Source organism: Pseudomonas sp. IT-232MI5 (assembly GCF_949767845.1).
Taxonomy (GTDB): domain Bacteria; phylum Pseudomonadota; class Gammaproteobacteria; order Pseudomonadales; family Pseudomonadaceae; genus Aquipseudomonas.
Genome location: NZ_CATKQE010000011.1, coordinates 124,115 through 150,962, shown reverse-complemented (window position 1 = coordinate 150,962; position 26,848 = coordinate 124,115). Strand labels below are relative to the sequence as shown.

The window sequence follows — 26,848 nt, the reverse complement described above, 5'->3', positions numbered from 1 at the left end:
TTCAACAGCGACACCACGGGGAGCGCGGATCATTCAAGAGGCGTTGCTCGATACGCTTTATAAAGTCGCTGAACCTCGGGATCATCCAGGCTTTCATACGTAATCCCTTCCTTGTCCAGTCCATCCAGACCCTTTATTCCGCCAATCATTGCCGGCCATTCATCGCGACTGGAAATGTCGATGACGAAGGGGGCCAGATAACCATCCAGATGGCCTGTGAAAGGGTCTCGAATTTCGTCGGCGAGTGCTCGCAGGTAGTCGTCTTTGTTGGTTTTTGACCAGTCGATGGCGAACCGGGTCCGATAGCACAACTCCATGTAGATGAGCAGGATTGTGCGGCCATTGCCATCCAGAAACGGGTGGGCGGACGCCAACTGGCCCATTACTTCGCCGGGGCGCTGACGAAAACGTTTTTTGTTTGCTGCGAGTTCGAAGGCGTATTCCACGGACCTTTTGATCAGGTCAGGACGTTCGAATATCGTGTGATGCGGATCATCTTTCGACCCTTTGAATACTGCGAGGTGGGGGACCAGTTCATTTCTGTCTTTTCCTGCCCACGGATAAAAACCGGAGAACAGGATTTCGTGGGTCTTGAGGACAGCTTTGTAGTCGATGGGTTTTTTCTTGGCGAGATAGGCAAGGGCATCTTCGATACTGGCTTCGAAGGAGAGGTGCTCAGACTCTTTGACTTCAAGAGGGTCTTTCAGTTTGAGCGAGTTTTGAAGATAACCTTCAGTCTCGAAATCGCCGAAGGGGTCAAAAGTCATGCGCTAAGCTGCCTTTTGCAACGCCTTTTTTCCTGGAGGTAGCGACCTTGAAGAGCCATGATTTCTGCTTTGTTGAGAACACCTTTACGCTTGAGATTGACGAGCAATTGCTCAATGCCATCCAGCTCGACAGCATCACCTGCCAGGCGAGTAATGGTCGCGGCCATGCAGCTCATGCTGTCACGCTCAGCGGTAACCTTATGCTTTTGGGCGAGTTTGCGGACTTCATTCGCAACGCCGCCAGTGGCTGGACTAGTCATTTGAAACCCTCGTTTTCTCCCTCAGAGCATAGCATGGCGCCGGCTCTGTAAATTTTCCAGCAGCCCCCGGTTGTCAGCAAGAAAATCGCGTTGTTCGGGTTGGCTGCGAAACGCCTTTCAACCGATTTATTCCTTGTTCAGCGTTACACCTGCGCCCACTCATCACGAAACTGCAGCAGAAAATCAACAAACGCCCTGACCCGTTGCGGCACATACCGTCCATGCGGATACAGCAAGGTGTAAGGTCGCGAGCGCCCGGCGTACGGCTTAAGCACCTCGACCAAGCTGCCATCGGCCAACTCTTTTTCGACAATGAACTTGTAAGTCTGGAAGACCCCGGCACCATGTTTGGTCAGGGTGACACCGCCGAGCACGTCATCGGAACAGGAGTAACCACCGTCGGAAAACACTTCACGATCGTGGCTATTTTCCTGAAACAGCCAGGAGATCCGCCGCCCGCTGCTCGGCAGTTCGAACTGAATGCATTCGTGTTGCACCAGGTCTTCCAGGGTCTTCGGTGTGCCAGCCTTTTTCAGGTAGTCAGGGGAGGCGACCACCACCAGCTTTGCGTCCTCCAGCAGTCGCGCGACCATGGTCGAATCCGGTTGCGCGCGGACGCGGATCGCCAGATCGTAGCCTTCGCCGACGAAGTCGATATTGCGGTTGCCCAAGTGGATGTCGACAGTCACGTCGGGATAGAGCGCACGGAATTTGGGAAGCAGCGGCAGGATGCGGTGATGCCCGTAAGTGGTGGGAAGACTGATGCGCAACTGACCGGACGGTGACGACTGTGCGCCCATGACTTCTTGTTGCGCTTCGACCAGTTGCGTCAGCGCCTGGCTGCACTGGACGAAAAAGTTTCTGCCCGCTTCGGTCAAGCGAATGCTGCGGGTAGTTCGGGCAAACAAGCGTGAACCCAATCTTTTTTCGAGGCGAAGAATCGACCGGCTCACCGCGGCCGGCGTCACACCCGCAAGCTGGGCGGCGGCGGTGAAGCTGCCGGCTTCAGCGGCGAGGCAAAAGAGTTCGATGCTGCCTAACTGCAAGTCTTCAAAGTGGCGCTTCATGGAATAAGCCTGAGGATCAACTGACGGTTCATTCTCAGGTTTATCTCATGAAGCGGCACCGCCGGTACACACCGGCAGTGCCGTGGGGAGGTGTCAATGGCCAGCGCTTTGACCACCGTCGACATGGAGGATTTCGCCGGTCACGAACTTCGCACTGTCCAGGTAAAGGATCGCTTGCACGATGTCGTCGATCTCACCCATATGCCCAACCGGGTGCAGGCTACCGAGGGCGGCGTGAGTCTCTTCGCCGTGCATCGGTGTCTTGATGATGCCGGGCGACACCGCGTTGACCCGAATGCCGCGCTTGGCGTACTCGATGGCCAGGGATTTGGTCGCCGCGTTGATGCCACCTTTGGTCAGCGACGCGAGCACCGACGGTACGCCGTCAATCGCGTGGTCGACCAGGCTGGTGGTGACGCTGACGATGTGGCCGCTGGCGTTTTTCTCCATTTCGGCAATGGCCAATTGCGAGATGTGGAAGAAGCCGCTCATGTTGGTCGCTACCACTTGTGCGTAGTCTGCCTGGCTGTACTCGGTGAAGGGTTTGGCGACGAAAATCCCGGCGTTATTGACCAGCGTGTCGATGCGCCCGAAACGTGCAACGGCTTCGCCAATCACCCGCTCGGCGGTTTGCGGGTCGGCAATGTCACCGGCGACGGCGAGAATGTCCGGGTCAGTGGAGGGTTTGATCGAGCGCGAGGTCGCGACAACCTGATAGCCGCGTTCACGGAAACCCTTGACCAGACCTGCGCCAATGCCTTGCGAGGCGCCGGTAATCACTACAACTTTGTTGGACGTGTTCATGATGTTTCCTCATGCAATCTGGAGGGTGGAAAAACGGATTTCGGGTTTCAGGCGTAAGCCGCAACCTGCGCGGCCTGACGTAACGCCTGCTGGTAATAAGCGACGGACTGGGAACCGGGGATGACCTGTTTGTCATCCAGGACCATGGCCGGAACCGAATCGATGCCGCGCTGCTGGTAAAACCGTTCAAGTTCGCGCACGGCCTGGCTGAACTCAGCGTTGGCCAGAACCTCTTGCGCACGCTGGCTGTCGAGTCCGACTGCTTCTGCCAGTTTCACTAGCGTGGCGTGGTCATTCGGGTTCATGCCGTCGGTGAAGTAGGCCTTGAGCAAGGCCTGCTTCAACTCACGCTGACGTCCTTGTGTGGCGGCCCAGAACAGCAGTCGATGGGCATCGAAGGTGTTGTGGAAATGGCTGCGTTTTTCCAGGTCGAAGTGAAAACCGATCTGCTCGCCGCGTTCGATGATCATCGCGTTGCGATCCGCCACTTGCTCAGCGCTTCGCCCGTATTTGCGCATCATGTGCTCGATGGCGTGTTCACCTTCGGCGGGCATGTCGGGGTTCAGTTCGAACGGTTTGTAGGTCAGTTCCACATCGACTTCGCCCGCCAGATTTTTGATCGCTTGCTCCAGAGCGGTGACGCCCAAAGCACACCAGGGGCAAACGACATCCGACACAAATTCGATTTTCACGGTGCGGTTCACGACTGCGAATCCGCTAACTGCTGGCGATAATCGGTGGTGGTGATGCCGGCATAACCCCAGTTATCGGTGTCGACTTCTTCGATCACGATGTGGGTGAGTTTCGGGTCCTTGTGCAGCACCCGCTGCATCGTTTCGGTGATCTCCTTGATGACCTGGGCTTTCTGTTCCCGGGTCACGCCGTCACGGGTGATGCGTACGCTGATGAAAGGCATTTGGGGTATCTCCAGTCGCTGGCCCGTCGGAGTGATGGGCGGCTGTTGGAGAGGACTTTAAGAGGAGGGCGGGAGTTGATAAATGGGGTTTGAGGTACATCATTTGTGATGTGGTGTATCAAATTAGGGCGCGCGAGCAGTCATCCTGTGCACGCGCTGTCTCAGTGCGAAACGCTGGCGCTCAGGCCAGCAGCTCGGTAATCCAGCGTGTCTGTTGTTTGAGGTCTTGCAGCTTTTGTTCTGGCAGGCTTTGTTGCGCATGGGCGAGCTGGCTGAGCGTCTTCTGCTTATGGTGAAGTTTGTGCTGCCATTTGCGCAAAAACTCGGGGCTACGGGCCTGCATCTGCAAGGGGCCGAAGTAAAGTTCCTGGTCGGTATAGGTCGCCGGTTCAGCGCGTTCGGCCACGATGATTTCGTAGTCGAAGCGGTTTTCCCGCAGAAGCTCTTCGCTGAGGATGCGGTAGCCGTTTTCCATCAGCCACTGGCGCAGCGGTTGTTCGCCACCATTGGGCTGCAGGATCAGGCGTTCCTTGTCGTTCAAACGGGCCTTGCCGCTGTCGAGAATGTCGCGGATGGTCTCACCGCCCATGCCGCAGATCGTGATGGCGGTGATCCCGTCGGCAGGTTTAATCGCCGCCAGGCCATTGGCCAGGCGCACGCTGATGTGCTGTTGCAGATCATTCTCGCGCACGGTGCGTTCAGCTGCGTGGAACGGCGTTGACGCAACCTCGCCAGCCACCGCCGCAGTGATCAGGCCTCGGCGCATCAGCGCCACCGGCAGATAGCCGTGATCCGAGCCGATATCCGCCAGCCGGGCACCGGCAGGTACGTGGGCAGCCACGCGCTCAAGGCGTATGGACAATGTCTGTTCGTTCAACGGCAACCCCTTGATGGCCGGCAAAGGGGTGCGACTCTGGCGAGCAACGCCGGGCCTGTCAAATCCCGGCGACGGAATTCAATGGCCCATTGGCTGCGCTGAACGGCCAATGGGCGCTGAGGCTTAGCCGGCCAACGTTGCGTTGTCGATCACGAAACGATACTTCACGTCACCCTTGAGCATGCGCTCGTAGGCGTCGTTGATCTGGTCGGCGCGGATCAGTTCGATGTCGGAGACGATGCCGTGCTCGGCGCAGAAATCCAGCATTTCCTGGGTTTCAGGGATGCCGCCGATCATCGAGCCGGCAATCGTGCGGCGTTTCATGATCAGGTTGAACACGTTCGGCGACGGGTGCGAAGTGGCTGGCGCACCGACCAGCGTCAACGCACCATCACGCTTGAGCAGCACGAGGAATGCATCGAGATCGTGCGGCGCGGCGACGGTGTTGAGGATCAGGTCGAAACTCTTGGCGTGGGCGGCCATTTCTTCGGCATTGCGCGACACCACCACTTCATCGGCGCCCAGCGCTTTCGCCGCTTCGCGTTTGGATTCAGAGGTGGTGAACGCCACCACGTGGGCGCCCAAGGCGTGGGCCAGTTTGATGCCCATGTGGCCGAGGCCACCAATGCCAACTACACCGACTTTTTTGCCGGGACCGGCGTTCCAGTGGCGCAGCGGCGAGTAAGTGGTGATGCCGGCACACAGCAGCGGCGCGACGGCAGCCAGTTGCGCTTCGGGATGGCGAATACGCAGGACGTAGCGTTCATGCACGACGATGTTTTGCGAATAACCGCCCAGCGTCCAGCCCGGTGCGTCCGGGGTCGGGAAGTTGTAGGTGCCGATCATGCCGTCGCAATAGTTTTCCAGCCCGGTTTCGCAGTCATCGCAATGTTTGCAGCTGTCGACGATGCAACCGACGCCGACCAGATCACCGACCTTGTAGTCCGCGACATGCGCGCCGACGGCCGAAACGCGACCGACGATTTCGTGCCCCGGTACGCAAGGGAATTGCGTGCCGGCCCATTCCGCGCGCACCTGGTGCAGATCCGAATGGCAGATGCCACAAAAGGCGATATCGATCTGCACATCATGGGCGGCCGGCGCGCGGCGGTTGATCTGCATTGGCTCAAGGGGTTTGTCGCCCGCGTGGGCACCGTAGGCTTGTACAAGCATGGGAACATCCTCGATCGGTTTGTCGTAAGGCATTGTTTCTGTTCCCGCGCTGCGGGCACTAGCGCATTCCTGTGCAATCCTTGCCTGATCCTGTGCGTTGTTGTGACATTGCGCGGACAGACGCTCGTGGCGTTTGCAGGTAATCTCCCGGTTCACTGACGACAACAAAATCAAAACAGGAGTCATTGATGCAACCAATCCGTCTCGGTCTGGTGGGCTACGGCAAGATTGCCCAGGATCAACACGTCCCGGCGATCCTCGCCAATCCCGCTTTCCAGCTGGTCTCCGTCGCTACCCAAGGCAAGCCCTGCGCGGGCGTTGAAAACTTCCAATCGTTGAGTGAGTTGCTGGAAAACGGTCCGCCGGTGGACGCGATCGCTTTCTGCACACCACCGCAAGGGCGCTTTGCGCTGGTGCAGCAAGCACTGGCCGCCGGCAAACACGTACTGGTGGAAAAGCCGCCGTGTGCCACCTTGGGCGAAGCGCTGGCCTTGGTCGATCAGGCTGCCGAGCAGGGCGTCAGTGCCTTGTTTGCCTGGCATTCACGCTACGCACCCGGCATCGAAGCCGCCCGCGACTGGCTCGCTTCGCGCACCCTGCAAAGCGTGCAGATCGACTGGAAAGAAGACGTGCGCAAATGGCACCCCGGTCAGGCCTGGATCTGGCAACCCGGCGGCCTCGGCGTGTTCGACCCGGGCATCAATGCCTTATCGATCGTCACCCATCTGCTGAAGCTGCCGCTGTTTGTCGAATCCGCTGAACTGCGTGTACCGAACAACTGCCAGTCGCCGATTGCCGCGTCGATCCAAATGTCTGACGCCCGCCGCCTCGATGTGCGTGCGGAGTTTGATTTTGACCATGGGCACGATGAGCTGTGGAGTATTGAGGTTCGCTGCGCCGAAGGTGTGTTGCGCCTGGATAACGGCGGCGCGTTGTTGAGCATTGACGGTGTGGGCCAGGCTGTGTCGGAGGAGGGCGAGTACGCGGCGGTGTATCGGCATTTTCAGCAGTTGATTGGCGACAAGGCCAGTGACCTGGATGTGCAGCCGTTGCGGTTGGTGGCGGACAGTTTCTTTGTCGGCAGTCGGGTGTTGGTTGAGGCGTTTTACGATTAGCGTCCGGCTGGCTCGGCACGGTTATTTTAATCGCCAAGCGAAAGCCTGCCCTGAACGGCAGGCTTTTTCGTTAGAGCACCGTTCGTCCAGTGCCCGGCACTTGCGCTGTGCCGTTGCCTCTCACGTTTAAGCGCGGATATCCCGCGTACAAGAACGGAGAAACAAGCATGGACATCGATGAAAATGCACCGGGCAACCGGTCACAGCAAGACGTGACACGCACGACGGACAATGAGACGGGGCATGATCCGAAACGCAACCCGGCCGAGGTTCCGTTGCCCGCCGATGAAGAGTCGCCGGTCGATGAAGACATGACGGATGTGGCGGCCAACAACTCGGTGTCGAGCGAGCATCCTGGGTCGCAATGACCGGATTGAATCAGTGTGGGGACAGACCATGAGCACGCCATTCAAGGTCGGCGACGCGGTTCACTGGAACAGCGAGGCCGGGGAGATTCGCGGCAAGGTTGTCAAGGTGCACACCCGGGATGTCGAGTTCATGGGCCGCCATCGGCCTGCTTCAAAGGACGAGCCGCAGTACGAAGTCAAAAGTGACAAGACCGGGCATCTGGCGATGCACCACGGCGCGGCGCTTCATCCCGCGAAGTGACCGGTCTAGTGCGACGAAACAAACTCGGAAGGCGTTGTCGGCGGCGGCAATGAGTACGTCGCCTTCATCCATTCAACCTCCGCTTGGGGTGTCCGGCCGAAAAACCGTTTGAACTCGCGACTGAATTGCGAGGCGCTTTCATAACCCACGTCAAACGCTGCTGCCGATGCGCTCATGGCTTGGCGCAGCATCAGCAGCCGCGCCTGATGCAGGCGTGTCGACTTCAGGTATTGCATCGGCGAGGTATCGGTCACGCTGCGAAAGTGCAAGTGAAAACTCGGTACGCTCATGCTCGCTTCGCGGGCCAATTGCTCGACGTCGAGGCGCTGCTGATAGCTGCTGTGAATCTTGCGGATCGCCCGGCTCACCTTGCCGAAATGCCCGCGACGATGCAGCGCCGCACGCATTGAACCACCTTGCTCGCCCGTGAGAATGCGGTAATAGATCTCACGTACCAGCGCCGGCCCGAGAATTTGCGCTTCACCGGCGACGCTCATCGCCTCGAGAAAACGCAAGGTCGTGGTGCGCAGCGCGTCGTCCATCGGCGAGGCATACATGCCCTTCGGCTCAGCATCGCTGACGCCATGCACCTCATCGACTTGCAACATCAACTCGCTGGCCAACTGAAAGTCCAGTTGCATGTAAATCGCGAGCATCGGCTCGGCTGCCGTGGCGTCGGTCTCCATGGTGAAGGGGATGGGCACGGACACCACCAGATAATGCTGCGCGTCATAGACGTAGGTGTCCTCACCCAGATAACCGCGCTTGCGACCCTGGCAGAGGATGACAATGCCGGGGTCGTACAACACCGGAGTGCGGGTCAGTGGGCGATTCGAGCGCAGGAAGCGTACATCATCGAGCACGCTGAGGTTGTAGCCCTCGACCGGTGCGAGGACTTCCATCAGTTGCACCATGCGCGCGGTGCTGCCATCGGCCGGCGTCATTGTTTTCTCTCTCAGTGATCGGTGGAGCAACTCAGCGCTTGCCATTGATCAATCTCGTCGAGCGCCTGTTGCAGGCGGTCACGCACCAGCCCCAACGCATCACTGCCGAGTAACAAATGGGCGGGAGGCTCGGGGCAATCGATGATCTGCAGCATCGCTTGCGCAGCCTTTTGCGGGTCGCCGAGTTGCTTGCCGCTTTTTGCTTCCCGGGCTTGGCGGATCGGGTCGAAACTGGCGTCGTAGTCGGCAATGCTGCGCGCGGTGCGTTGCATCGAACGGCCGGCCCAGTCAGTGCGAAACGAGCCAGGTGCCACCGCCGTGACGAAGACATTGAAGGGCCGCAGCTCTTTGCTCAGGGTATCGGAGATCCCTTCAAGCGCAAATTTGCTGCCGCAGTAATAGGCGATGCCGGGCATCGTGATGGTGCCGCCCATGGAGGTGATGTTGAGGATGCGGCCGGCGCGACGCTGGCGGAAGTAGGGCAGGAAGGCCTTGGTCATGGCGACCGCGCCGAACACATTGACGTCGAACTGACGGCGCATGTCCTCCAGCGGCGATTCTTCAAAAATACCTTCGTGACCGTAACCGGCGTTGTTGATCAGCACGTCGACGGGACCGTGAGTGGCTTCCACTTGCGCAACGACGCTGTCGATCCGCTCAAAATCAGTGACGTCCAGCAGCACCCCGTAAGCGTTGTCCGGGGACAGCGCCTGGAAGTTTTTCAGGTCGGATTCATTGCGCACAGTACCGATCACGCGGTGGCCGTTGGCAATGGCTTCCTTGGCCAGTGCATGGCCGAAACCGCTGCTGACGCCGGTGATGAACAGGGTTTTGCTTGGTTTCATGACGGTCTCCAATGACTCGGGTGTGACGTCATGGTAGCCATCACCCAAGCGCTCACCTATGCCGGTTTGTCTTGGAGCCTTGCCTATTCCTATCAGGCGCTCGTGATGTTCAGAAAAAACGGTGGCTGCCGGCTAAGCACGCTCACCGTCGATCTTGCTGTCTGTGGCCGTCAGAAACGTGCCAGTCGATAGGGCGTGCCACTTGGCAAAGCCGTTGCCGGGATTGCATCTGCACGCGTCATCCTCACCACCATCTCCGCCGTCACCGCCGCCTGCGTCAGCCCCAGATGCTGATGCCCAAAAGCAAGCAACACCTTGCCCCCACAGACCTGATCAATCACCGGCAACGAATCCGGCAACGAGGGTCGAAAGCCCATCCACGGCGTCGCTGCTTCAGCACTCAGATCCTGGCGAAACAAGCCCTGACTCAACCGATGCAATTGCCATGCGCGTTCCATGCTTGGTGGCTTCTCCAGACCGGCGAACTCGACGGTGCCGGCCAGGCGCAAGCCTTCGGACATCGGCGTCATGATGAACTTGCGTTCCAGCGAGGTGACGGGGAAGGGCAGTCGATCATGTTCCTGCGGCAGCATCAGGTGATAACCGCGCTCGGTGTCCAGCGGTACTTTTTTGCCGGTGAGGGCGGCGGTGAGTTTCGCCGAATGTGCGCCGCAGGCAATCAGCACGCGGCTTGCAGTCAGAGCGCCATTGCCGGTGATCAGCGAAACGCCGTGTTCCTGCACGTAGCCGCCCTGAACCTGTTGCTGGACAAAATTCACACCACTGGCCTTGGCCGCCTGGACCAGTTCGCACACCACGCGGTAGGGGTCGATGAAATGCCCGGTGCGCGGGAAGAACAAACCGCCCTGAATATGTTCGCTGAGTTGCGGCGCGGTTTCGCGTATGGCGCCGGCCTGCCAATAGTCGACCGGCACTTGCTGCTGGTGCAATCGGCTCTGCAATGCCTGGATCGCCTGACGCGATTCGGGCCGTTCGAACACCAGCAACGAGCCATCGATCTTCAGCAAGTCGGGCCGCTGAATGTCGGCGAGCAGGCGCTGCCAGGCCTCCAGACTGCTTTCATTGAGCGCGCGCAAGCCTGCTACGGTGTTCTGAAAAGGCGCCGGCCGCAGATTCAGCAGCAACCGGGTGAACCATGGCAGGGCGCGTGGCAGGTATTTCCAGTCCAGCCGCAACGGCCCCATCGGGTCCATCAGCATGGCTGGCAGGCGCTTGAGGATGGACGCGTCGGCAATCGGAAACACCTGCTCGGTCGCCAGATGCCCGGCGTTGCCGAATGAGGCGCCGTGGCCGGGTTGCTGCTGATCGATGACCACCACGCGCAAACCCTGGCGAGCCAGACGCAGCGCGCAGGCGACGCCGATGATGCCAGCGCCGACCACGGCGATGTCGTGGGAGACATTATTCACCATGGCGCTGCACTTCCCTGTGGCCATCGAGCAGCCGCCGTAATTGCAATGGATTGCCTTGTTTCAATGCGTCAGGCAACAAGCTGTCCGGGAAGTCCTGATAGCAGACCGGGCGCAGGAAACGCAGGATCGCCGCGGTACCGACGGATGTCGTGCGCGAGTCGGATGTGGCCGGGAACGGCCCGCCGTGAACCATAGCGTCACACACCTCGACCCCGGTGGGCCAGCCGTTGACCAGCAAGCGACCGGCCTTGCGCTCCAGCGTCGGCAGCAATGCACGCGCCTGTTCCAGGTCTTGGTCATCCAGGTGCAACGTGGCGGTCAACTGGCCTTCCAGAAGCTCGGTGACCTGACGGATTTCAGCTTCACTTTCGCATTGCACGATCAGCGTCGCCGCACCGAACGCTTCGGCTTGCAGGCGGTGATCGGCGAGAAAGTCGGCGGCCTCGGTCACGAATACATGGGCCTGACACTGGTTTGGGCCGCTGCCGGGCTGGCCAACGCCGGCGATGCGCGTATCGGCACTTTCGGCAAGCGCATTCACGGCAGCCTCGTAGGCGCTGAAGATGCCTGGTGTCAGCATCGTCTGCGCCGGGCTGCGCTGAATGGTCTCGGCGGTGGCGGCGATAAATTTGTCCAGCGCCGGTCCTTTCAACGCGATCACTAATCCCGGATTGGTGCAGAACTGGCCCGCGCCCAATGTCAGCGAAGCCACGAATCCTTCAGCCAAAGCTTGCGTGCGATTGTCCAGCGCCGCTGGAAACAACAGCACCGGATTGATCGAACTCATTTCCGCGTACACCGGAATCGGTTCTGGCCTGGCCTGCGCTGCTTGAATCAACGCCAGGCCGCCGCTGCGCGAACCAGTGAAACCCACCGCTTTGATCCGTGGATCTGTGACCAGCGCAATGCCCACTTCGCGGCCGGAGCCGTACAACAAGGAAAACACGCCGTCCGGCAAGCCACAGGCTTTTACCGCCCGGGCCACCGCGCGGCCGACCAGTTCGCTGGTGCCGGGATGCGCACTGTGCGCCTTGACGATCACCGGACAACCGGCGGCCAGTGCCGATGCGGTATCACCGCCCGCCACTGAGAACGCCAGCGGAAAGTTGCTTGCGCCAAACACCGCGACCGGTCCCAGCGCAATCTGCCGTTGACGCAGATCGGCGCGCGGCAGCGGTTGACGTTGCGGCAGCGCGCTATCGACACGCACATCCAGCCATTCACCGGCTCGCACCGTGCGGGCGAACATTCTTAATTGCTGGCAAGTACGCCCGCGTTCGCCCAGCAGTCGCGCGTGCGGCAGGCCGGTTTCCGCGTGGGCACGGTCGATCAGCTCATCGCCCAGGGCTTCGATTTCCCCGGCAATGCCTTCAAGGAATTCGGCGCGGACATTCAGGGTTGTCTCGCGATAAACATCGAATGCGGCCCAAGCCAACGCGCAGGCCTGTTCGACATGCCCGGCCGAGCCACCGGCATACGCTGGTTGCAGCGCTTCATCGGTGGCCGGATTGATCCCGCAAATGGCGCTGCGATTGCCGGCAATCGTGTGCTGCCCGATCAGCATGTGGCCCGTCAAAGTCATGGTGTCTTCCTGATAAAAGGGAAATGCCTGCCGCGTAGCAAAACGCATCGCGGCAGGTGAGGCTGAGGTGTCAGGCGAAGTTCTGTTCCGCCGACCAGTTCTCGTACCAGTGACGGAACAGCGAATACTGCTTCTCGGCATACTGCCGCTGCGAATCGCTCAACGCATCGGTTTCGTTGAAGTGCAGGGTGTATTCCTTGTCGCCGTTGAGCACCATCAGGTGTTTGTAATACAGCACCAGGTCGCAGCCTTCATCGAACGACGACAGTACCGCCAGCGCCGATTCCAGTTCCCGCGCCTGGCGCCGGGCCTTGGCATCACCCTTGGCCGCTTGCTTGCTCAGCGCTACCAGTTGCAGTACTTCGCGGGGCAGGGCGTTGCCGATGCCGGTAATGGCGCCGGTGGCGTTGCAGTTGACAAAACCGTGCACCACTTGCGTGTCGACGCCGACCATCAAGGTCACGTCATCGTCCTTGGATGTGATGTTTTCAGCGGCGTAACGCAGGTCGGCGCCACCGCCGAATTCTTTGAAACCGATCAGGTTCAGGTACTCGCGGCGCAGTTCGAAGAACAGGTCGGCGCGGGTGGCGAAGCCGTAGTAAGGGCTGTTGTAGATCACCGCCGGCAGATTCGGCGCGGCTTGCAGGATGGCGGCGAAATGGGCTTTTTGCGCCGTGACCGAAGCACCACGGGACAGCACACGCGGAATCACCATCAAACCCTGCGCGCCGACTTTCGCCGCGTGCGCCGCATGGGAGACCGCTTCACGGGAATTCACCGCGCCGGTGCCCACGATCGTCGGGATGCCCGCCGCGACCAGACGCGCCACGCCTTCTTGACGCTCGGCCTCGGTCAGCAGCGGCCAGTCGCCCATGGAACCGCAATAGACCACGGCGCTCATGCCGATATCGATCAGTTCGCGACCCTTGGCCACCAAGGCGTCGAAGTCCGGTTTGCGCTGGGCGGTGCACGGGGTCATCAGGGCCGGCATGCAACCGGTGAAGATGTTGTCGCTCATTGTTTTAACTCCTTGGCACATCGTTCAAATTGAGGTGAAAAGTCTGCGCGGTGGCTCAGATGCCCCACGCGAACGGGTCTGCTTCGTCGATCAGCAAGGTGCTGTCGGCGGTCATGTAAGCGCGGCCGGTGATGAACGGGCGCACTCGCTCGCCGTCCCATTCGAAGCGGCCTTCGAACTGGCTGCCGGTGATGCTCGCCTGCACCCAGGTCGCACCGGGTTGCAGCTTGTCGTCGGCCGCGAGGCAGGCGAGTTTGGCGCTGGTGCCGGTGCCGCACGGTGAGCGGTCGTAGGCTTTGCCAGGGCACATGACGAAGTTGCGGCTGTCGGCAACGGCGTCGTCTGCAAACAGTTCGATATGATCAATGACGGCGCCGTCCTCGCCGTAAATGCCCTGATCTTCGAGGGCCTTGAGCATTGCCCAGGTGTACGCCGTGAGGTGTTCGACGTTGTCCATCGTCAATGTCTGGCCGTGCTCGGAGACGAGGAAAAACCAATTGCCGCCATAGGCGATGTCGCCCAATACCTGACCGAATCCCGGCACGTCCACCGGCACCTGTTTGCGATGGCGGTAGGCGGGCACGTTGCCCAATGTCACCGAGCCGTCCTCATGCAACGTGGCGCTGACCGGGCCGACTGGCGTGTCGATTTTGTGGATGCCCGATTGGATTTTTCCCAAGTACTGCAACGAATTGATCAGGCCGATGGTGCCGTGGCCGCACATGCCCAGATAACCGGCGTTGTTGAAGAAAATCACCCCGCACGTGGCGTCCGGCGAGACCGGCTCGCAATACAGCGCGCCGACCAGCACATCGTTGCCACGAGGCTCCAGCAGGCAGGCGCGGCGCCATTGGTCATGCTGAGTGCGCAGCGCATCGCGTTTTTCCACCATGCTGTTGCCGGGCAGGTCGGGGAAGCCTGTCATCACCAGACGCGTGGGCTCACCGCCGGTGTGGGAATCAATGACGTGTACTCGTTTCATGAATAGATTCCTTTAGGTGATTTCAGTAGGCGCCGGCAGGGCGCGCAGCCACGGTCGAGTCGGGGGCGGCGATTTCGCTTTCCTCATCATCGTCTTCCAGACGCAGCAGATGCGCCGGCACACCGGTCGCGGCGCCCCAGTAATAAATGCCGGTGGCGCATGCGGCGACGACGATCGTGTCGAACGGATGAGCGAGGATGCCGAGGCCACCAAAGGTGCCGAGTTTCGACAGCACGATGGTCACCGCGTAGAAGGCGATCAGCCACGCTGAACTACGCACCTGGCGGGCCAGATTGAGGTGGGCGGTCGGCACGAAACGGCCGCACAAGAGATAGACGACGAACATCAGAATCTGCAGGCCAAGCAGCCACGACACGGTGTTCCAGCCCGACCAGTAGACAATCAGCGCGGCGATGATGAACGACACCGGCCCGAGCACGCCCATGCACTTGACCCGGAACGGCCGTGGCATGTCTGGCGCATTGCGGCGCAGCGCGGCCACGGACACGGGGGCCACGGCGTAGCTCAACACCAGCGCAGCGGAGACCACGTTGATCAGCGCCTCCCACGACGGAAACGGCAGGGTCCAGAACACCGACAGGGCGAAGGTCAGCCACAGCGCCGGACGTGGGATGCCGGATTTTTCGTCGATGTGGGTGAAGACCTTGAAGAACGTGCCGGTCTGCGCCCAACCGTAGATCACGCGCGGGGTGGCGTTCATGTAGATGTTGCCGCAGCCGCTTGGCGAGATCACCGCATCGGCGACCACCAGATAAGCCAGCCAACCCACACCCAGTGCCAGTGCAATGTCGCGGTATGGCAGGGAAAACTCTTTGCTGATCCCGGCCCAGCCATTGGCGAGCATTTCGGTCGGGATGCTGCCAAGAAAGGCCATTTGCAGCAGCACATAAATCAACGTCGACAGCAGCACCGAGAGGATCAGCGCGATGGGAATAGTGCGCTGCGGATTCTTCACTTCACTGGCCACGGAGATGATTGGCGTCAGCCCCAGGTAAGCGAAAATCACGCCACCCGCCGACACCGCCATTTCGATACCGGACAAGCCGAACGGGGCGAAACCCTGCACGTGGAAGTTGGCCGGTTTGAAGAAGGTGAACAGCACACCGATCACCAGCAACGGCACGATGAATTTGAATACGCTGACAAGATTATTGGCCTTGGCGAAGGTCTTCACGCTGCGGTAGTTGAGCAGGAAGAAAATGCAGAGCAGACCAAACTGCACCATCCACCCGAGGATCGTCGGATCGCCGCTGCCAGCCTTGGTCAGCTCGGGAAACCATGCCGCCGCGTATTGGCGCGAAGCAACCACTTCGATCGCCACCAGACTGGAAAACGCAATCAGGGTGATAAAACCCATCAAGTAGCCGAGCAACGGCCCGTGGGAGTACACCGGGTAACGCACCACGCCACCGGCACGCGGCAGTGCAGCGCCGAGTTCACAGTAGACGATGCCCAGCAACAACACGGCGAAGCCGCCCAGCAGCCAGGAAAAAATCCCCGCCGGCCCGGCAATCGCGGACACATGACTGGCCGCGAACAACCAGCCGGAACCGAAGATTGCCCCCAGCCCGATAAATGTGAGGTCGATCAGTGAAAGCTGTTTTTTGAACTTGCCTTGGCCTGACATGGCATCGCCTTCTTGTGAGTTATTGGATAGGCAGTTGTGTCACTCGGACGGCCAGACTTTGAACTCATCAACGGTGTGGCGATTGATGTTTTGCCGCGGGTTCGATGACGAAATCAGCACAATGGCACCGATGAAACACGGCCCTCGACACGCCTTGAACGATGCTGCAATCTGCACGCGAACGCCGCATGGCGGGGACTTGGTCGATCCACGTTACGAGGGGAATCTCTGATGCAGCAGGCGTTTTCGATCCTGGCCCAAGGCATGAATGGCCAGCGTCCGCAGACACTGGAGGAACTCTTGGCCGGCGCCGCGCTGTTGTTGCCGATGCTTGATGTGATCCCCAATGCGGCGATTTTCATCAAGGATGTGCAGGCCCGTTACGTGCTCGCCAACCGCACGCTGGTGCAACGCTGTGGCTTGAAGGATTTGCGCCCGTTGCTCGGCAAAACCAGTGCGCAGGTGTTCCCGGCACAACTCGGACCGGGTTACACCGAGCAGGATCGCAAAGTGCTGGAGGAGGGTTTTGTGCTGGAGGATCAGCTGGAACTGCATCTGTACGGCAGTCGCGAACCGGGCTGGTGCCTGACGCACAAGCAGCCGCTGTACAACCGTGACGGGGTCATTATTGGTCTGGCGGGAATCTCGGTTGACCTGCAATCGGCCAGTGAAACGCACCCGGCATTCGAACGGCTGGCGGCTGTCGATGAGCATATTCGCGCGAATTTCAATCGCCGCGTCACCCTCGGTGAACTGACCCGCATCGCCGGTATCTCTGTGGCGCAACTGGAGCGTTATTGCAAACGGGTATTTCACCTGACACCACGGCAGATGATCCAGAAAGTGCGGCTCGAACACGCGCACCGGTTGTTGCATACCGACCTGCCAATTACCGACGTGGCGCTGCAATGCGGCTACACCGATCACAGCGCTTTCACCCGCCAGTTCAAGGCCTCGACCGGGTTTACTCCGCGCGAGTATCGGCAGGCCACCTCACCCTGATGAAATGGCTATTGAAGAGCACTGTAGGAGCTGCCGAAGGCTGCGATCTTTTGATTTTGTTTTATAAGATCAAGATCAAAAGATCGCAGCCTTCGGCAGCTCCTACAAGGGCGTCATGCCAGTACTGTCAGCCAGGCCGAGAGCAGTAACAATAACGCGAGTACTACGTTCATCCGCTTGAATGCCTTTGGCGATCCCGTCAAGCGAGCACTGCCCACACCCAGCAACGCCCACAACGTCATGCACGGCAATGACACCAGCAAAAACGCCAGCGACAACACCAACAATCGCAGCGTCTTGTCACCACCGCCGACAAATACGCTGACCACCGCCACGGCCATCATCCACACCTTGGGATTGACCAGTTGCAGCATGGCCGCGCCCAGCACGCTGAAACCTTCCTCTTGCGTCTCAGCCGGGTCCAGCGACGGCGGCGCGCTGCGAAAGATCTGCCACGCCAGCCAGCTCAACCAGAGCACACCGCCCCAGGCCATGGCTTGCTGCACGCGCGGGTAGCGCAGCAAGGTTTCACCGGCACCGAGGCCGACCACCAATACAATCAGTGCCGCCGCCGCGCAGGCGCCAAAAATGATCGGCAACGTGGCGAGCAGGCCTTGGCGCGAACTGTGGCTCAACACCAGAATATTGGTCGGCCCCGGCGTAATCGAGGCAACGAAAGCGAATAGCAGGAAGGGCAATAATGACGCCATGGGCGGATTCCTTGGAAGTAAACACAGGAAGCCATGATCGCCAGTCGGTGTACGTCAGTCTGGAAGGTTTGAGCAGCGCTTGCGGTAGTCGGCGGGGGTGAGTTGGTAGGCGCGACGGAACCAGCGACCGAGATGACTCTGGTCGGCAAAACCGAGCACGCTGGCGACCTGCGCCGGCGTTTCCCCCCGAGCCAGCAACTGACGCGCCTTGGCCAGACGCAGCTGGATCAGGTACGCGTGCGGCGCCATGCCAAAAGCCGACTTGAAGGCGCGGCTAAGACGAAAACGGTCGACCCCGCAGACCCGCGCGAGATCATCGAGACCGATATCTTCATAGGTGTGCGCGTGCAGATAATCCCGCGCCAGTTGCGCCACCAACGGCAGGCGAGGATCGAAATCCTGGCGTTTGCGCCACGCGAGATGGCGCGTGAGCGAGCCGAGCAAGCCATCGATGGCGGTCTGGCGGACAATGCGCAGATCGCCGTCATGCAACGCATGAAAAGCGTGACTGATCGCTGTGGCCAGACGCGGGTCCTGACTCAGCGTATCGGCAAAACCGGGCTGGCTGTCGGACGGTGCATCTTCGAACAGCGCGTGCATTTCACGCTCAAGCCAATGCGGATCGAGGTAGAGCATCGAATAGGTAAAACCCTCCTCGGTAGGCGCTTGCCCATCGTGGATTTCCCCCGGCTCCAGCAAGAACACGTTGCCCGGCGTACTGCGATGGCGCATGCGGCGGCAATTGAACTGCTGCACACCTTGCTCGGTGACGCCGACGAGGAAACTGTCATGCCAGTGCGGATCGTAGGCATGGCCCTCAAAGTGAGCGCGAATCGATTCAATCCCGGTGTCGACATCCTGGGACAGCTCGATCCAGTTGCGTTTATCCACGGAGGCTCCAGAGTTCGCCATTGAAAGGTGCGGCCCCATAAAATACCGCGCAATGATCATCGACGTTTAGAAGATTTGTGCAGGTGAGGGGACTAGACTCTGCAGGTCACGACCCCTTTGCCGGCAGGTGGAATGCGATGATTAACCGATGCTCGCTCTGGGGCATGCTCACCCTGATCGGGCTTAGCCTGACGCTTGGCGCAGGCTGCTCCAGCCGAAAACACTATCCACCCTCGGGGGTTGGCGATGCCTGCTACGCCAAAGCCTTGCCGACGGTCGGCGAGGGCGGTCTGGCCTGGGGCTCCAGCCTGAACATGGCCCGGCAGAAATCGTTGAACAACTGCATCCGTTATGCCGGGCGCTCCGGGGGCACGCCGGACACCTGTCAGGTGGTGTTGGCCAAATGTCGATAGCTTTCTGTTGACATGGTTGCTTTTGGCAAATATATAGTTGCTTTAAGCAATTATCTGAGTATTTGCCATGTCCAGCAGCCATCTCCTCGAGCAAGCCGATGTTGTGCGCGGCTTCAATCGTTTTTACACCCATCAGATCGGCGTATTGCAGGAGCATTTGCTGCAAAGCGACTACTCGCTGACTGAGCTGCGCATTTTGTATGAGCTGGCCTCGCGTGGCGACCTGACCAGCGCCGATCTACGCCAGATGCTTGGGCTGGACGCCGGCTACATGAGTCGCATCATCAGTGGTTTCGAGAAGCGTGGCCTGATCCAGAAAGTCCCGTCGCCGACCGACGCCCGCGCCGCGCAATTGCACCTTACCGAGCTGGGCCGTGAAATTCTGATCCCGTTGGAAAAGGCTTCCCGTGAACAGATCGTCACCATGCTCAAGCGATTACCTGAACCGCAGCAAAAACGTCTGATCGGCGCCATGACGCTGATCCAGACACTGCTGCAAGGCAACAAGGATTCGAACTACGTGTTACGCGATCCGCAGCCCGGTGACATGGGCACGGTGATGCAACAGCAAGCCGCGCTGTATAGCCGCGAATACGGCTGGAATTCGGAGTTCGAAACACTGGTGGCCGAGGTGGTCGCCAAGTACCTGCGTGATTACGACCCGACAAGCGAGCGCTGCTGGATTGCGGAAAAGGACGGCAAGGTTATTGGCTCTGTGTTTATCGTCCGCCAGGATGAAACGACCGCCAAACTGCGCATGCTCTACGTCGACGCCAGCGCGCGGGGCTTGGGCATTGGCAGCCGTCTGGTCGAGGAGTGCCTGCGCTTTGCCCGGCAGATTGGCTACCAGAAAATGACCCTGTGGACGACCAGTAACCTGACGGCTGCGCGCAAGATCTATCAGCAGGCCGGGTTTGAACTGGTGGAGGAGGAGGCGGTTCACAGCTTTGGCAAGGATCTGGTGAGTCAGACGTGGGCGCGGGCGCTGTGATCTGATTTTCATCGGCGGGTGCAGTGAAAAGGCAGACGAAAAAAAACCGCCTTTGCGGGGCGGTTCTTTTGTAAACCTTGGTTTGCGACCGAGGTTTTTTGCTTCACTAGCTGCTTTAACGTTCGCTCATGGTAGGAGTCTTTGTGCCCCCTTGCAAGGTTAAAGTTCGTAAGAAACTGGTTGTTTACGCTATTTCATTTTCATAAAAGGCTGGCAGAAATAATGGTTAACAAAACAGAAAATTACTTTTCCTGAAAGCCTCTGAATGAAGGTTATGATGCGGGCGCTCACTTGTTCAAGCAGCGGTGAGGCCAGGCTGGTGACCAAACGGTTTCATGCCCTTTGACACGGTTTTGCACCCGTGCCGGAATGATGTTTCGGAGGGATTTCAACCGGCCGCCTCACTAGCTGCTTTAACGTGCAGGCTGAAGGCAAGTATGATCCGGTAAGTTTACTGGAGGTTTGGCCCCCAGCCCTGGAGGCCAAAACGTATGAAGCTTTTGCTGCGTACGCTGAGCCTTGTATGGAGATTGTTTAAAGCCTTTCGCTTTTACGAGTTCCTGCGAGACCACTTTGACGACCTGAAGTAAGGGCCGTTGAGGTGGGAGAAGCCCGTTTCAGTTTCGACTGGAACGGGCTTTTTTTGTTTTTTTAAAACTGTCATAAGTAGGATTTTTCTGTGTCGGATTTTTTTGCGTGTAGGGCATTTCTTTGGCAAGTGTAGGCCTAGTTCAAACCACCCCGTAATCCGCAAAAAAACGTTCGATTATCGAGCACCCAAACCTTTGTCCAATTGCCCACCCTCATACTCCGGGCGTACTGTGAGTCGTGATGCCTGAAACCCCGTGATCCCAAAATAACGACAACAACGAGCAATGCCCCATGGACAGCCATCTGCTGAGCGATCGCAGCAGCGTGTTTCGTCACGCTGACCCTTATGCCGTCTCCGACTACGTCAACCAGCACGTCGGCCAGCACTTCATCGGCCTGTCCAGAACCACCCACCCACAAGCCAGCCTCAACCACCGAAAACTGGCCGACCTCGATCTGGCGCGTATCAGCTATGGCGGCAGTGTTCGCGTGACCTCCGTGGCGCTGGAGACCGTGTACCACCTGCAAGTCCTGCTGCAAGGCAATTGCCTGTGGCGCGGGCATAAGCGCGAACAGCATCTGGTGCCGGGCGAGTTGCTGTTGATCAATCCGGATGATCCGGTCGATCTGACGTACTCGGATGATTGCGAAAAATTCATCCTCAAGGTGCCGGTCAGCGTGCTCGAATCGGTGTGCGACGAGCAGCGTTGGCAGCACCCCTCCAGCGGTATCCGTTTCCTGCGCAATCACTATCGGCTGGAGGAGTTGGAAGGCTTCACCAACCTGCTGGCGATGATCTGTCAGGAAGCCGAGGCCAGCGATCCGTTACTGCGGGTGCAGGAGCATTACGCGCAGATCATCGGCAGCAAACTGATTTCGCTGATGAACACCAATGTCAGCCGTGAGTGCCTGAGCACGCCGAACGTCAGCTTCGAGCGCATCATCGATTACATCGAGCGCAATCTGAAACAGGACCTGCCCGCCGAACATCTGGCCGCGCAGGCGAGCATGAGCCCGCGCTCGCTGTATGCTTTGTTCGAACGCCAACTCGGCGTCACACCGATGCAATACATCCGCCAGCGCAAGCTGGTACGCATTCACGCCTGCCTCAGCGACCCAAGCTGCCCGGTGCGCAATCTCACTGAACTGGCGCTGGATTATGGCTTTCTGCACCTGGGCCGCTTCTCCGAAAGCTATCGCCAGCAATTCGGCGAACTGCCGTCGCAGACCTTCAAACGCCGCCACTGACACTCCGCACTAAACCCTCGCGAAACATGCTGAATCATCTGCCGCGCCATCCTGCACAAAACGGATAGCGATCTGCAGGATTCGGCTATTGCCCCGTGCATCGCCTCCCTAATCTGACCTGGCCTGAACAATAACAATGGAGGCCCCGGCCATGTCCCTGGGAATCGATTACCTCAATGCCATGCTTGAAGAAGACAAGGAGAAGGGCGCCTACCGCTGCAAGCGGGAGATGTTCACCGATCCGCGTCTGTTTGAACTGGAGATGGCGCACATCTTCGAAGGTAACTGGATTTACCTCGCCCATGAAAGCCAGATCCCCAACAACAACGATTTTCTCACCACCACCATGGGGCGCCAGCCGATCTTTATCGCGCGCAACAAGGACGGTGTACTCAATGCGTTCCTCAATGCCTGCAGCCATCGCGGCGCCATGTTGTGCCGGCACAAGTCCGGCAACCGCTCCAGCTACACCTGCCCGTTTCACGGCTGGACGTTCAACAACAGCGGCAAATTGCTCAAGGTCAAAGACCCGAGCGAGGCCGGTTACCCGCAAGGCTTCAACTGCGAAGGCTCCCATGACCTGACAAAGGTTGCGCGTTTCGAGTCCTATCGCGGCTTTCTGTTCGGCAGCCTCAATGCCGATGTGAAACCCCTCGCTGAGCATCTGGGCGAATCGGCAAAAATCATCGATATGATCGTCGATCAGTCGCCTGAAGGCCTGGAAGTGCTGCGCGGTTCAAGTTCCTATATCTACGAAGGCAACTGGAAACTCACCGCTGAAAATGGCGCCGATGGCTACCACGTCAGCTCGGTGCACTGGAACTACGCCGCCACCCAGAACCAGCGTCAACAGCGCGAAGCGGGTGAAGCGATCAAAACCATGAGCGCCGGCAGTTGGGCGAAGAAGGGCGGCGGCTTTTATTCGTTCGATCACGGTCATCTGCTGCTCTGGACCCGCTGGGCCAACCCTGAAGACCGCCCGGCCTACGAGCGCCGTGACGAGTTGGCCCGTGATTTCGGCCAGGCCCGCGCCGACTGGATGATCGAAAACTCGCGCAACCTGTGCCTGTACCCCAACGTGTACTTGATGGATCAGTTCAGCTCACAGATCCGCATCGCCCGGCCGATCTCGGTCGACAAGACTGAAATCACCATTTACTGCATCGCCCCCAAAGGCGAGAGCGCTGAAGCGCGGGCCAAGCGCATTCGTCAGTACGAAGACTTCTTCAACGTCAGCGGCATGGCCACGCCGGATGACCTGGAAGAGTTCCGCTCGTGCCAGGCCGGTTATGGCGCGGGTCGCGGCTGGAACGACATGTCCCGTGGCGCCACCCATTGGGTCGAAGGCGCCGACGCCGCCGCCGAAGAAATCGACCTTAAACCATTGCTTTCTGGCATGCGTACCGAAGACGAAGGTCTGTTTGTGCTGCAACACAAGTACTGGCAAGAAACCATGCTCAAGGCCGCTGCCGCCGAACCTCAACTGATTCCTGTGGAGGCCGTGTGATGAGCAACCTCTACGAAACCGTGCGCGATTTTCTCTTCCGCGAAGCGCGCTATCTCGATGACGGCCAGTGGGATCAATGGCTGGAACTGTACGCCGCCGATGCGACCTTCTGGATGCCGGCCTGGGACGACAACGACACCCTCACCGAGGACCCGCAAAGCGAAATCTCGCTGATCTGGTACGGCAACCGTGGCGGCCTCGAAGACCGCATCTTCCGGATCAAGACCGAGCGCTCCAGCGCGACCCTCCCCGACACCCGCACCTCGCACAACCTGAGCAACATCGAAATCGTCGGGCAGAGCGAAGGGCTGTGCCAGGTGCGTTTCAACTGGCACACCCTGAGCTTTCGCTATCAGGTCACCGACAGCTACTTCGGCAGCAGTTTCTACACCCTCGATCTGCGTGGTGAACAACCGCTGATCAAGGCCAAGAAAGTCGTGCTGAAAAACGATTACGTCCGTCAGGTCATCGACATTTATCACATCTAGTCGACACGGCGAGGTGCACCATGAATTTCCAGATTGCGCTAAATTTTGAAGACGGCGTCACTCGTTTCATCGAGGCGGGTGGCCATGAAACTGTCGCCGATGCGGCGTATCGCCAAGGCATCAACATCCCGCTGGATTGCCGTGACGGCGCCTGCGGCACCTGCAAATGTTTCGCCGAGGCCGGGCGGTACGACATGGGCGACAACTTCATTGAAGACGCCTTGAGCGACGACGAGCTTGCGCAAGGTTATGTGCTGACCTGCCAGATGCGCGCCGCCAGCGATTGCGTCGTTCGCGTGCCGGCCGGCTCGCAGGTGTGCAAGACCGAACAGGCGAACTTCCAGGCGTCGATCAGCGCTGTCCGGCAGTTGTCCGAGAGCACCATCGCGCTGTCGATCAAGGGCGAAGCGCTGAGCAAACTGGCGTTTCTGCCGGGCCAGTACGTCAATCTGCAAGTGCCCGGCAGCGAGCAGACCCGCGCCTATTCCTTCAGCTCGTTGCAGAAGGACGGCGAAGTCAGCTTCCTGATCCGTAACGTGCCTGGCGGTTTGATGAGCAGCTTTCTCACCGGGTTGGCCAAGGCCGGCGACAGCATGAGCCTGGCCGGGCCGTTGGGCAGCTTTTATCTGCGCGAGATCAAACGGCCGCTGCTGTTGTTGGCGGGCGGCACCGGCCTGGCACCGTTCACCGCGATGCTGGAAAAGCTCGCCGAGCAGGGCAGCGATCATCCCGTGCATTTGATCTATGGCGTGACCAATGACTTCGATCTGGTGGAACTCGATCGTCTCGAAGCCTTCGCCGCCCGCATCCCGAACTTCAGTTTCGGCGCCTGCGTGGCCAATCCGCAGAGTGCGCATCCGCTCAAGGGCTACGTCACCCAGCACATCGAGCCGCGCCATCTCAATGAAGGTGACGTCGATGTGTACCTGTGCGGCCCGCCGCCGATGGTTGAAGCGGTCAGCCAATACATTCGTGAACAGGGCATCACCCCCGCGAATTTCTACTACGAAAAATTCGCCGCAGCGGCTGCCTGACCCCTATTTTCGAGGTTGTCATGAACAACAGATTCTCCAACAAGGTCGCGCTGGTCACCGGCGCGGCTCAGGGTATCGGCCGCCGTGTCTGCGAGCGCCTGCTGGACGAAGGCGCGCAAGTGATCGCCGTCGACCGTTCCGAACTGGTGCACGAACTGCAAGGCGAGGGCGTTCTCGCGCTGACTGCCGACCTTGAGCAATACGCCGATTGCGCGCGGGTCATGGCCGAAGCCATCAACACCTTCGGCCGCCTCGACATCCTGATCAACAACGTCGGCGGCACGATCTGGGCCAAACCGTTCGAGCACTACGAAGTCGAGCAGATTGAAGCCGAAGTGCGCCGCTCGCTGTTCCCGACGCTGTGGTGTTGCCACGCCGCGCTGCCGTACATGCTCAAGCAAGGTCGCGGCGCCATCGTCAACGTTTCCTCAATAGCCACCCGCAGCGTCAACCGCGTGCCGTACGGCGCTGCCAAGGGCGGTATCAACGCACTCACGGCTTGCCTGGCATTCGAAAACGCCGAGCGCGGGATTCGCGTCAACGCCACCGCCCCGGGCGGCACCGAAGCACCGTCCCGGCGGATCCCGCGCAATGCAGCCGAACCGTCGGCGCAGGAGCAGGCCTGGTACCAGGAAATCGTCGCGCAAACCCTCGACAGCAGCCTGATGAAACGCTACGGCAGCCTCGACGAACAGGTCGGCGCGATCCTCTTTCTCGCCTCTGACGACGCCTCGTACATCACCGGCGTGACCTTGCCGGTCGGTGGCGGCGATCTCGGTTGAGCACTATTCAAGGGACACAGACATGCAGCAAATTCTGATTGAAAGCCTGACGACGATCATCGTCGACCTGCCGACCATCCGCCCGCACAAACTGGCGATGCACACGATGCAGAAGCAGACCCTGGTGATTCTGCGTCTGCGCTGCAGCGACGTTATCGAAGGCATCGGTGAAGCCACCACCATCGGCGGCCTCGCCTACGGTTATGAAAGCCCGGAAAGCATCAAAGCCAATATAGACGCGCATTTGGCTCCGGCCTTGGTCGGTATGGAAGCCAATAACATCAACGCGGCGATGCAGCGTCTCGACAAGATCGCCAAGGGCAACACCTTCGCCAAGTCCGGCATCGAAAGTGCACTGCTCGATGCGCAAGGCAAGCGCCTCGGTCTGCCGGTCAGTGAACTGCTCGGCGGCCGCGTGCGTGACAGCCTCGAAGTGGCCTGGACCCTGGCCAGCGGCGACACTGCCCGCGACATCGCCGAAGCCGAGCAGATGCTCGAAGCGCGTCGCCATCGCATCTTCAAATTGAAGATCGGTGCCAACCCGCTGGAGCAGGATCTCAAACACGTGGTGGCGATCAAAAAAGCCTTGGGCGAACGCGCCAGTGTGCGGGTCGACGTTAACCAGTACTGGGATGAATCCCAGGCGATTCGCGGCTGTCAGGTACTGGGTGACAACGGCATCGACCTGATTGAACAACCGATCTCGCGGGTCAACCGTTCCGGGCAGATTCGCCTGAATCAGCGCAGCCCGGCACCGATCATGGCCGACGAATCGATCGAAAGCGTTGAGGATGCCTTCAGCCTCGCCGCTGACGGTGCCGCCAGTGTGTTCGCCCTGAAAATCGCCAAGAACGGTGGCCCGCGAGCCGTGCTCAGAACCGCGCAGATCGCCGAGGCCGCCGGCATCGCGCTGTACGGCGGCACCATGCTCGAAGGCTCCATCGGCACGCTGGCCTCGGCGCACGCCTTCCTCACGCTCAAGCAGCTGACCTGGGACACCGAACTGTTCGGCCCGTTGCTGCTGACCGAAGACATCGTCAGCGAAGCGCCGCAGTACCGCGATTTCCACTTGCATATCCCGCGAACCCCGGGCCTTGGCTTGACGCTGGATGAAGAGCGTCTGGCGCGTTTTCGTCGCCACTGAATCAGGA

The 26,848-nt window shown here is 59.6% G+C and carries 29 protein-coding genes; 12 read left to right on the top strand and 17 right to left on the bottom strand.

The window, feature by feature from the left end:
* Positions 1-29: 29 nt before the first annotated feature.
* The 8 genes from ACM6JQ_RS09635 to ACM6JQ_RS09600 all read right to left on the bottom strand — a co-directional run bounded on the left by ACM6JQ_RS09635 (position 30) and on the right by ACM6JQ_RS09600 (position 5,864).
* Entirely contained in the window at positions 30-767 is a 738-nt protein-coding gene (locus ACM6JQ_RS09635) for a Fic family protein (protein ID WP_095111891.1), read from the bottom strand.
* Entirely contained in the window at positions 764-1,027 is a 264-nt protein-coding gene (locus tag ACM6JQ_RS09630) for a hypothetical protein (RefSeq protein ID WP_007916021.1), read from the bottom strand. The genes ACM6JQ_RS09635 and ACM6JQ_RS09630 overlap by 4 nt, the downstream gene beginning before the upstream one ends.
* A gap of 143 nt (positions 1,028-1,170) precedes the next feature.
* Positions 1,171-2,094 carry a LysR family transcriptional regulator gene (locus ACM6JQ_RS09625; RefSeq protein WP_414893659.1) on the bottom strand — a complete coding sequence of 308 codons (924 nt, stop codon included), beginning with the start codon at positions 2,092-2,094 and terminating at the stop codon, positions 1,171-1,173.
* Between the two features lie 93 nt (positions 2,095-2,187).
* On the bottom strand, positions 2,188-2,898 hold the full coding sequence (locus ACM6JQ_RS09620) for an SDR family NAD(P)-dependent oxidoreductase (RefSeq protein WP_095111894.1): 711 nt from the start codon (positions 2,896-2,898) through the stop codon (positions 2,188-2,190).
* 47 nt (positions 2,899-2,945) lie between these two features.
* Positions 2,946-3,602 carry a DsbA family oxidoreductase gene (locus ACM6JQ_RS09615; protein WP_414893658.1) on the bottom strand — a complete coding sequence of 219 codons (657 nt, stop codon included), beginning with the start codon at positions 3,600-3,602 and terminating at the stop codon, positions 2,946-2,948.
* A complete protein-coding gene (locus ACM6JQ_RS09610; RefSeq protein ID WP_095111896.1) occupies positions 3,599-3,814 on the bottom strand; it encodes a tautomerase family protein in 216 nt (71 codons plus the stop codon). Before ACM6JQ_RS09610 ends, ACM6JQ_RS09615 begins: the two co-directional genes overlap by 4 nt.
* A gap of 181 nt (positions 3,815-3,995) precedes the next feature.
* Positions 3,996-4,691, bottom strand: a complete 696-nt coding sequence (locus tag ACM6JQ_RS09605) for a tRNA (adenine(22)-N(1))-methyltransferase (protein WP_305887116.1) — start codon at positions 4,689-4,691, stop codon at positions 3,996-3,998.
* A 123-nt stretch (positions 4,692-4,814) separates the two neighbouring features.
* Complete coding sequence (locus ACM6JQ_RS09600) at positions 4,815-5,864, bottom strand: NAD(P)-dependent alcohol dehydrogenase (protein ID WP_007916032.1); 1,050 nt, start codon at positions 5,862-5,864, stop codon at positions 4,815-4,817.
* 188 nt (positions 5,865-6,052) lie between these two features.
* Between ACM6JQ_RS09600 and ACM6JQ_RS09595 the strand changes: the two genes are divergently transcribed.
* The 3 genes from ACM6JQ_RS09595 to ACM6JQ_RS09585 all read left to right on the top strand — a co-directional run bounded on the left by ACM6JQ_RS09595 (position 6,053) and on the right by ACM6JQ_RS09585 (position 7,588).
* The gene (locus ACM6JQ_RS09595; RefSeq protein WP_414893657.1) at positions 6,053-6,979 is read left to right on the top strand and encodes a Gfo/Idh/MocA family protein; all 927 of its coding nucleotides are present in this window, start codon (positions 6,053-6,055) and stop codon (positions 6,977-6,979) included.
* 167 nt (positions 6,980-7,146) lie between these two features.
* Entirely contained in the window at positions 7,147-7,347 is a 201-nt protein-coding gene (locus ACM6JQ_RS09590) for a hypothetical protein (protein WP_007916036.1), read from the top strand.
* Between the two features lie 28 nt (positions 7,348-7,375).
* The gene (locus ACM6JQ_RS09585) at positions 7,376-7,588 is read left to right on the top strand and encodes a DUF2945 domain-containing protein (RefSeq protein WP_095111899.1); all 213 of its coding nucleotides are present in this window, start codon (positions 7,376-7,378) and stop codon (positions 7,586-7,588) included.
* Between the two features lie 5 nt (positions 7,589-7,593).
* Here ACM6JQ_RS09585 and ACM6JQ_RS09580 read toward each other — a convergent pair whose 3' ends face one another.
* From ACM6JQ_RS09580 to ACM6JQ_RS09550, 7 genes are all read right to left on the bottom strand, one after another.
* Positions 7,594-8,532, bottom strand: a complete 939-nt coding sequence (locus ACM6JQ_RS09580) for an AraC family transcriptional regulator (RefSeq protein ID WP_095111900.1) — start codon at positions 8,530-8,532, stop codon at positions 7,594-7,596.
* A gap of 11 nt (positions 8,533-8,543) precedes the next feature.
* Entirely contained in the window at positions 8,544-9,377 is an 834-nt protein-coding gene (locus ACM6JQ_RS09575) for an oxidoreductase (protein ID WP_095111901.1), read from the bottom strand.
* A 170-nt stretch (positions 9,378-9,547) separates the two neighbouring features.
* Positions 9,548-10,810, bottom strand: a complete 1,263-nt coding sequence (locus ACM6JQ_RS09570; protein WP_414893656.1) for an NAD(P)/FAD-dependent oxidoreductase — start codon at positions 10,808-10,810, stop codon at positions 9,548-9,550.
* Entirely contained in the window at positions 10,800-12,392 is a 1,593-nt protein-coding gene (locus ACM6JQ_RS09565; RefSeq protein WP_414893655.1) for an aldehyde dehydrogenase (NADP(+)), read from the bottom strand. The genes ACM6JQ_RS09570 and ACM6JQ_RS09565 overlap by 11 nt, the downstream gene beginning before the upstream one ends.
* A gap of 70 nt (positions 12,393-12,462) precedes the next feature.
* Entirely contained in the window at positions 12,463-13,410 is a 948-nt protein-coding gene (locus ACM6JQ_RS09560; RefSeq protein ID WP_414893654.1) for a dihydrodipicolinate synthase family protein, read from the bottom strand.
* Between the two features lie 55 nt (positions 13,411-13,465).
* Positions 13,466-14,392, bottom strand: a complete 927-nt coding sequence (locus ACM6JQ_RS09555; RefSeq protein WP_007916054.1) for a 4-hydroxyproline epimerase — start codon at positions 14,390-14,392, stop codon at positions 13,466-13,468.
* 22 nt (positions 14,393-14,414) lie between these two features.
* Complete coding sequence (locus ACM6JQ_RS09550) at positions 14,415-16,040, bottom strand: APC family permease (protein ID WP_007916055.1); 1,626 nt, start codon at positions 16,038-16,040, stop codon at positions 14,415-14,417.
* Between the two features lie 231 nt (positions 16,041-16,271).
* Between ACM6JQ_RS09550 and ACM6JQ_RS09545 the strand changes: the two genes are divergently transcribed.
* Entirely contained in the window at positions 16,272-17,042 is a 771-nt protein-coding gene (locus ACM6JQ_RS09545) for an AraC family transcriptional regulator (RefSeq protein ID WP_093430807.1), read from the top strand.
* Between the two features lie 113 nt (positions 17,043-17,155).
* Here the strand turns inward: ACM6JQ_RS09545 and ACM6JQ_RS09540 are convergent, their stop codons facing one another.
* Positions 17,156-17,752 (bottom strand): LysE family translocator, encoded by a 597-nt coding sequence (locus ACM6JQ_RS09540; RefSeq protein WP_414893653.1) that lies wholly within the window; start codon positions 17,750-17,752, stop codon positions 17,156-17,158.
* 54 nt (positions 17,753-17,806) lie between these two features.
* Positions 17,807-18,643, bottom strand: a complete 837-nt coding sequence (locus ACM6JQ_RS09535) for an AraC family transcriptional regulator (RefSeq protein ID WP_414893652.1) — start codon at positions 18,641-18,643, stop codon at positions 17,807-17,809.
* 137 nt (positions 18,644-18,780) lie between these two features.
* On the opposite strand from ACM6JQ_RS09535, the gene ACM6JQ_RS09530 reads away from it, so the two are divergent.
* From ACM6JQ_RS09530 to ACM6JQ_RS09495, 8 genes are all read left to right on the top strand, one after another.
* Positions 18,781-19,056, top strand: coding sequence for a hypothetical protein (locus ACM6JQ_RS09530; protein ID WP_095111907.1), 276 nt, complete (start codon positions 18,781-18,783; stop codon positions 19,054-19,056).
* 67 nt (positions 19,057-19,123) lie between these two features.
* Positions 19,124-20,047: a bifunctional helix-turn-helix transcriptional regulator/GNAT family N-acetyltransferase gene (locus ACM6JQ_RS09525; RefSeq protein ID WP_414893651.1), complete on the top strand. Its 924-nt coding sequence runs from the start codon at positions 19,124-19,126 to the stop codon at positions 20,045-20,047.
* An 882-nt stretch (positions 20,048-20,929) separates the two neighbouring features.
* Complete coding sequence (locus ACM6JQ_RS09520; protein WP_095111909.1) at positions 20,930-21,886, top strand: AraC family transcriptional regulator; 957 nt, start codon at positions 20,930-20,932, stop codon at positions 21,884-21,886.
* Positions 21,887-22,037: 151 nt separating this feature from the next.
* On the top strand, positions 22,038-23,393 hold the full coding sequence (gene benA / locus ACM6JQ_RS09515) for a benzoate 1,2-dioxygenase large subunit (RefSeq protein WP_007916066.1): 1,356 nt from the start codon (positions 22,038-22,040) through the stop codon (positions 23,391-23,393).
* The gene (benB, locus tag ACM6JQ_RS09510) at positions 23,393-23,881 is read left to right on the top strand and encodes a benzoate 1,2-dioxygenase small subunit (RefSeq protein WP_414893650.1); all 489 of its coding nucleotides are present in this window, start codon (positions 23,393-23,395) and stop codon (positions 23,879-23,881) included. The genes benA and benB overlap by 1 nt, the downstream gene beginning before the upstream one ends.
* Before the next feature lie 20 nt (positions 23,882-23,901).
* Positions 23,902-24,915: a benzoate 1,2-dioxygenase electron transfer component BenC gene (gene benC / locus ACM6JQ_RS09505; RefSeq protein WP_414893649.1), complete on the top strand. Its 1,014-nt coding sequence runs from the start codon at positions 23,902-23,904 to the stop codon at positions 24,913-24,915.
* A gap of 20 nt (positions 24,916-24,935) precedes the next feature.
* Positions 24,936-25,697 (top strand): 1,6-dihydroxycyclohexa-2,4-diene-1-carboxylate dehydrogenase, encoded by a 762-nt coding sequence (locus tag ACM6JQ_RS09500; RefSeq protein WP_414893648.1) that lies wholly within the window; start codon positions 24,936-24,938, stop codon positions 25,695-25,697.
* 22 nt (positions 25,698-25,719) lie between these two features.
* Positions 25,720-26,841 carry a muconate cycloisomerase family protein gene (locus ACM6JQ_RS09495; RefSeq protein ID WP_414893647.1) on the top strand — a complete coding sequence of 374 codons (1,122 nt, stop codon included), beginning with the start codon at positions 25,720-25,722 and terminating at the stop codon, positions 26,839-26,841.
* Positions 26,842-26,848: the final 7 nt, after the last annotated feature.

What these genes read in the sequence shown, in the direction of transcription:
- ACM6JQ_RS09630 (WP_007916021.1), bottom strand. Translation starts at nt 1,027, where the DNA reads ATGACTAGTCCAGCCACTGGCGGCGTTGCGAATGAAGTCCGCAAACTC.
- ACM6JQ_RS09560 (WP_414893654.1), bottom strand. Translation starts at nt 13,410, where the DNA reads ATGAGCGACAACATCTTCACCGGTTGCATGCCGGCCCTGATGACCCCG.
- ACM6JQ_RS09550 (WP_007916055.1), bottom strand. Translation starts at nt 16,040, where the DNA reads ATGTCAGGCCAAGGCAAGTTCAAAAAACAGCTTTCACTGATCGACCTC.
- ACM6JQ_RS09575 (WP_095111901.1), bottom strand. Translation starts at nt 9,377, where the DNA reads ATGAAACCAAGCAAAACCCTGTTCATCACCGGCGTCAGCAGCGGTTTC.
- ACM6JQ_RS09595 (WP_414893657.1), top strand. Translation starts at nt 6,053, where the DNA reads ATGCAACCAATCCGTCTCGGTCTGGTGGGCTACGGCAAGATTGCCCAG.
- ACM6JQ_RS09590 (WP_007916036.1), top strand. Translation starts at nt 7,147, where the DNA reads ATGGACATCGATGAAAATGCACCGGGCAACCGGTCACAGCAAGACGTG.
- ACM6JQ_RS09495 (WP_414893647.1), top strand. Translation starts at nt 25,720, where the DNA reads ATGCAGCAAATTCTGATTGAAAGCCTGACGACGATCATCGTCGACCTG.
- ACM6JQ_RS09545 (WP_093430807.1), top strand. Translation starts at nt 16,272, where the DNA reads ATGCAGCAGGCGTTTTCGATCCTGGCCCAAGGCATGAATGGCCAGCGT.
- ACM6JQ_RS09600 (WP_007916032.1), bottom strand. Translation starts at nt 5,864, where the DNA reads ATGCTTGTACAAGCCTACGGTGCCCACGCGGGCGACAAACCCCTTGAG.
- ACM6JQ_RS09585 (WP_095111899.1), top strand. Translation starts at nt 7,376, where the DNA reads ATGAGCACGCCATTCAAGGTCGGCGACGCGGTTCACTGGAACAGCGAG.
- ACM6JQ_RS09610 (WP_095111896.1), bottom strand. Translation starts at nt 3,814, where the DNA reads ATGCCTTTCATCAGCGTACGCATCACCCGTGACGGCGTGACCCGGGAA.
- benB (WP_414893650.1), top strand. Translation starts at nt 23,393, where the DNA reads ATGAGCAACCTCTACGAAACCGTGCGCGATTTTCTCTTCCGCGAAGCG.
- ACM6JQ_RS09525 (WP_414893651.1), top strand. Translation starts at nt 19,124, where the DNA reads ATGTCCAGCAGCCATCTCCTCGAGCAAGCCGATGTTGTGCGCGGCTTC.
- ACM6JQ_RS09530 (WP_095111907.1), top strand. Translation starts at nt 18,781, where the DNA reads ATGATTAACCGATGCTCGCTCTGGGGCATGCTCACCCTGATCGGGCTT.
- benC (WP_414893649.1), top strand. Translation starts at nt 23,902, where the DNA reads ATGAATTTCCAGATTGCGCTAAATTTTGAAGACGGCGTCACTCGTTTC.
- ACM6JQ_RS09540 (WP_414893653.1), bottom strand. Translation starts at nt 17,752, where the DNA reads ATGGCGTCATTATTGCCCTTCCTGCTATTCGCTTTCGTTGCCTCGATT.
- ACM6JQ_RS09555 (WP_007916054.1), bottom strand. Translation starts at nt 14,392, where the DNA reads ATGAAACGAGTACACGTCATTGATTCCCACACCGGCGGTGAGCCCACG.
- ACM6JQ_RS09580 (WP_095111900.1), bottom strand. Translation starts at nt 8,532, where the DNA reads ATGACGCCGGCCGATGGCAGCACCGCGCGCATGGTGCAACTGATGGAA.
- ACM6JQ_RS09520 (WP_095111909.1), top strand. Translation starts at nt 20,930, where the DNA reads ATGGACAGCCATCTGCTGAGCGATCGCAGCAGCGTGTTTCGTCACGCT.
- ACM6JQ_RS09570 (WP_414893656.1), bottom strand. Translation starts at nt 10,810, where the DNA reads ATGGTGAATAATGTCTCCCACGACATCGCCGTGGTCGGCGCTGGCATC.
- ACM6JQ_RS09635 (WP_095111891.1), bottom strand. Translation starts at nt 767, where the DNA reads ATGACTTTTGACCCCTTCGGCGATTTCGAGACTGAAGGTTATCTTCAA.
- ACM6JQ_RS09500 (WP_414893648.1), top strand. Translation starts at nt 24,936, where the DNA reads ATGAACAACAGATTCTCCAACAAGGTCGCGCTGGTCACCGGCGCGGCT.
- ACM6JQ_RS09625 (WP_414893659.1), bottom strand. Translation starts at nt 2,094, where the DNA reads ATGAAGCGCCACTTTGAAGACTTGCAGTTAGGCAGCATCGAACTCTTT.
- ACM6JQ_RS09565 (WP_414893655.1), bottom strand. Translation starts at nt 12,392, where the DNA reads ATGACTTTGACGGGCCACATGCTGATCGGGCAGCACACGATTGCCGGC.
- benA (WP_007916066.1), top strand. Translation starts at nt 22,038, where the DNA reads ATGTCCCTGGGAATCGATTACCTCAATGCCATGCTTGAAGAAGACAAG.
- ACM6JQ_RS09620 (WP_095111894.1), bottom strand. Translation starts at nt 2,898, where the DNA reads ATGAACACGTCCAACAAAGTTGTAGTGATTACCGGCGCCTCGCAAGGC.